The sequence below is a fragment of the Streptomyces sp. NPDC001530 genome (assembly GCF_042894545.1).
GTDB lineage: Bacteria > Actinomycetota > Actinomycetes > Streptomycetales > Streptomycetaceae > Streptomyces.
Map to the genome: position 1 here is coordinate 1 of NZ_JBIAVS010000066.1, position 4,982 is coordinate 4,982.

2 protein-coding genes are annotated in these 4,982 nt (G+C 71.2%); both read left to right on the forward strand.

Annotation, left to right across the window (positions count from 1 at the left end):
• A partial coding sequence (locus ACFY0T_RS50180) for an SDR family NAD(P)-dependent oxidoreductase (RefSeq protein ID WP_388885936.1) occupies positions 1 to 3,147 on the forward strand: 3,147 nt, incomplete at its 5' end.
• A gap of 51 nt (positions 3,148 to 3,198) precedes the next feature.
• Positions 3,199 to 4,982: type I polyketide synthase (locus ACFY0T_RS50185; RefSeq protein WP_388885939.1), on the forward strand; the 1,784-nt coding region annotated here is incomplete at its 3' end.

Sequence of the window (4,982 nt, forward strand, 5' to 3'; positions counted from 1 at the left end):
GGCGAGCCGTCGATCCCGGTGGTCTCGAACGTCACCGGAGAGTTGGCGCAGGAGCTGGGTTCGCCCGAGTACTGGGTGCGGCATGTCCGTGAGGCCGTGCGGTTCGCGGACGGCATCCGCACCCTCGCCGACCGGGGCGTGACCACCTTCATCGAACTGGGTCCGGACGGCGTGCTGACCGGCATGGCCGAAGAGACGGCTGAGGACGCGGTGTTGGTCCCGGCGTTGCGCAGGGACCGCTCCGAGACCGAGGCCCTGGTCTCCGCCTTGGGGCGTGTCCACGTCAATGGCGTGGTGGTGGGCTGGCCGGCCTTCTTCGCCGGGAGCGGAGCGCAGCACATCGACCTGCCGACGTACCCCTTCCAGCGCAGGCGCTACTGGATGAACGCCGAGTCCGGTACGGGCGACGTCGGTTCCGCGGGCCTGGATGCCGCGGGGCACCCCCTGCTCAGCGCGGTCGTCGAGCTTCCGGACGACGGCGGAGTGGTACTGACCGGACGGCTGTCCCTGGAGTCGCAGCCGTGGCTGGGCGATCACGACCTGCTGGGCACGGTGCTGTTCCCCGGGGCCGGGTTCGTCGAGCTCGCGGCCTTCACGGCGGAACGGCTCGGCTGCGCCGTGGTGCGCGAGCTGACCGCCGAGGTGCCGCTCGTACTGCCGGAGCACGGCGGACTCGCGGTGCGGGTGCTCGCCGGTGCGGCGGACGGGTCCGGTGTACGCAGCTTCAGTGTCCACTCTCGTGGGGCCGACACGGATCTGCCGTGGACGCGCCACGCGACCGGTCTCCTGGCGCAGGAGCCGTCGACCGCGGCGGAGGAACTGGTTCCTTGGCCTCCGGTCGGGGCCACCACCGTCGACGTGGACAGCGCGTACCCGTTCCTGCTCGACCGGGGATTCGCCCTGGGCTCCGTATTCCAGGGGCTCAAGGCGATGTGGCGGCGCGGCGACGAGGTGTTCGCCGAGCTCTCGCTGCCCGAACAGGCCCACGCCGACGCCTCGCAGTACGGTCTCCATCCGGCGCTTCTCGACACCGTGACGCAGGCGGCGGCCGTGGCCGGTCTGCTCGGCGACAACGAGATACTGCCGTCCTCCTGGTCGGGGGTGGAACGGCACGCGACCGGTGTGACGGGGGCGCGGGCCAGGATCACCAGGTCGGCCGACGGAGGCATCGGCGTCCTCGTCTGCGACGAGACGGGCCGGCCCGTGCTGACCATCGCGTCACTGCGTGCCACCCCGGTCTCCGCCGAGCAGCTGGACCAGGCCCGCGGCGGTCGTGGCGAGGCGCTGTACCGGCTGGACTGGACCGCCGTGCCGATCAGCGGCTCCTCCGGAGCGCCCGCCGACGGTGACGTGGCGGTCCTGGGTACGGACGCGTTCGGGCTGAGCGATGCCGTGCCGCTGCACGCCGACCTGGCGGCGCTGAACGAGGCCGTCGAGGCAGGCGGGCCCGTTCCGCAGACCGTACTGTTCGACTGTGCTCCGCTCGCCGGTGACGGGCCCTCGGCCGCCGCCGCGCGATCAGCGGCAGGCGATGTACTGAGTCTTCTGCAGGACTGGTTGAGGAATGAGCACCTCGCTTCCTCCAAGCTGGTCCTCGTCACCCGTGCCGCCGTCGCCGCGGGGGGCACCGCCGCCGATCCGAACCAGGCACCGATCTGGGGTCTGGTGCGGGCGGCCCAGGGGGAGAACCCCGACCGGTTCGTACTGGTGGACACCGACGCCACCGATACGCCGGGCCGACTGCTGCTGTCGGCACTCCAGACGGGCGAGGCGGAACTGACCTTGCGCGGGAGCACAGTCATGGTGCCCCGCCTCGCCCCACCTCTCCCGGACAGGGAGCAGGGCCCCCACTCCTCCCTGTCCGGGGGCACCACCCTCCTCACCGGGGCCGAGCTCGGAGCCGGTGCGTCGCTCGCCCGCCACCTGGTGCGCGCGTACGGCGCCCGGCTGCTGCTCACCGGCGGCGCCACGGCGGAAGCGCTCGGGGAGGAACTGGCCGCACTCGGCGCCGAGGTCACCGTCGTCGACTGCGACCCGGCCGACCGAAGTGCCCTGGCCGAGGTGCTCGCGGACATCCCTGCCGAGCATCCGCTGACCGCCGTCGTGCACGCGGCCGGGACCATGGACAACGCACTGGTCGACGCGATGACCTCCGGGCAACTCGACGTGGTCGTCGCGGCCAAGGCCGAGGCGGCCTGGAATCTGCACGAGCTGACCCGTGACCGGGAGCTTGCGGCCTTCGTGCTGCTTTCCTCCTCCACCGGTGTCACCTACGGCATGGGCCAGGCCAACTTCGCCGCGGCGAACGCCTTCCTGGACGCCCTGTCCTCCTACCGCGGGTCCCTGGGGTTGCCCGCCGTCTCCCTCGCCTTCGGGCCGTGGGCGGCGGAAGGCGAACCGAGCGAGGTCTATCGGGAGCGGATGAGCAGGATCGGCATGCCGGCGCTGTCCGAGGACGAGGGGCTCGCCCTGTTCGACGAAGCGCTGCGAGGCGACGAACCGATGCTGCTGCCGTTCCTCCTCGACCAGGGCGCCCTGCGGTCCAGGGCCGACGAACTGCCCGACGTGCTGCGTGGCGTCGTACGGGTGCCGGCCAGGAAGGGCGGCGGCCGGTCCGGCGCCGACCCGGGGCTGCGCAACCGGCTGGTTGGGCTCGAACCGGACGAACGCGCGCGCCTGTTGCTGGATCTGGTCCGGATGCACGTCGCGGCGACGCTGGGGCACGCGTCGGGGGACTCGATCGGGCCCGACCGGGTCTTCCAGGACCTCGGATTCGATTCCCTCGCCGGAGTCGAACTGCGCAAGCGGCTGAGCGCCGAAACCGGGCTGAAGATCCCCGCGACACTCGTCTTCGACTATCCGACCTCCCGAGCCGCGGCCGAGTACGTCAACGCCGCCCTCGACCCCGGGGACGCGGACGCGACCGCGCCCGTATTCGGGGAGGTGGAGCGCCTGGAGGCGGTCCTGTCGGAATTCTCCCCGGTCGACGGCGAGTTCACCAAGATCACCGCGAGGCTGGAAGCCCTGCTGCGCAAATGGCAGGACACCCACGGCAGTTCACTGCCGGCGGAGCCCGCCGACACCTACGAGACGGCCACCGACGACGAGCTGTTCGAGTTCCTCGACAGCGAGCTCGGGTCGCTCTGACGCCCATGGTCACTGCTTCGCCAACTGCCCGCACTCGGTTCAAGGGTTGAGATGGGAAACGACGAGAAACTCCGGGAATACCTCCGCCGTGCCACCGGCGACCTGCAGCAGACGAAGCGTCGGCTTCGCGAGCTGGAGTCCAAGTCGCGTGAGCCCATCGCCATCGTCTCCATGAGCTGCCGCTACCCGGGTGGCGTCAGCACACCGGAAGAGCTCTGGGAACTCGTGGCCGAGGGACGGGACGGCGTCACCGGCTTCCCCGACAACCGGGACTGGGACGTCGACGGGATCTACGACCCCGAGCCGCAGACCCCGGGCAAGACGTACGCGAACCAGGGTGGATTCCTGCACGACTCGCAGGAGTTCGATCCGGACTTCTTCCGGATGAGCCCGCGCGAGGCACGGGAGACCGACCCGCAGCAGCGGCTGCTCCTGGAGACCGTGTGGGAGGCGCTGGAGCGGGCGGGCATCGACCCGCACTCGCTCAAGGGCAGCCCGACCGGCGTCTTCGCGGGTGTGGTCTACGACGACTACCTCGGCGGCGGAGGCATGGGCAGCATCTCCAGCGTCGCCTCGGGCCGTGTTTCGTACGTCCTCGGACTCGAAGGCCCCGCGGTCAGCGTGGACACGGCGTGCTCCTCGTCCCTGGTCGCCCTGCACTGGGCGCTGCAGGCACTGCGGGCGGGTGAGTGCTCCCTTGCGCTGGCCGGCGGCGTCACCGTGATGGCCACGCCCGGCTCCTTCATCAGCTTCAGCCAGGAACGCGGTCTGGCGCCGGACGGCCGCTGCAAGTCCTTCGCCGGAGCCGCCGATGGCACCGGCTGGGGCGAGGGCGTCGGCATGCTGCTCCTGGAGCGGCTGTCGGACGCGCGGAGGAACGGTCACCCGGTCCTCGCGGTCGTGCGGGGCAGCGCTGTGAACTCCGACGGCGCGTCGAACGGCCTGACCGCGCCGAACGGACCCTCCCAACAGCGCGTCATCGAGGCCGCGTTGGCGAACGCCCAGCTGTCGACGGCGGATGTCGACGTCGTGGAGGCGCACGGTACCGGCACGACGCTCGGTGACCCGATCGAGGCACAGGCGCTGCTGGCGACGTACGGCAAGGCCCGGGCGGAGGATCGCCCGCTGTGGCTCGGCTCCCTGAAGTCCAACATCGGGCACACCCAGGGCGCGGCCGGAGTGGGCGGCATCATCAAGATGGTGCAGGCCATCCAGCATGGTGTGCTGCCCAAGACCCTGCACGTCGATGAGCCGACGCCGGAAGTCGACTGGTCCGCCGGACACGTCGAACTCCTCACCGAGTCACGCGCCTGGCCCGACCACGGCCACCCGCGCCGGGCAGGCATCTCCGCCTTCGGTCTCAGCGGTACCAACGCCCACGTGATCGTGGAGGAAGCTCCGGCAGCGCCTGAGACCGCCGAGCCCGACAACGGTGACGACAACGGCCGCGACCAGGCGATCGGGGCTACGCGCACCGCCGGTCTGCTTCCCCTCCCCGTCTCGGGCAAGACCGCCGAAGCGGTGCGCGCCCAGGCCTCCCGGTTGCTGTCGCATCTGGAGGCGAACCCTGACCAGTCCGTCCTGGACACCGGGTTCTCCCTGGCGACCACCCGCGCGGCGCTGGAGAGCCGAGCTGTCGTGGTCGCGGCCGACCGCACCGAACTCGTCCGTGCGCTGCGCGGCCTCGCCGACGACTCGGCGTCGGTGCCCACGGGAGCCGTACACCCCGATGGTCTGACCGCGTTCTTGTTCACGGGTCAGGGGGCTCAGCGGTTGGGGATGGGGCGGGAGTTGTATGCCGTGTTCCCGGTGTTCGCCGAGGCTTTCGATGCGGT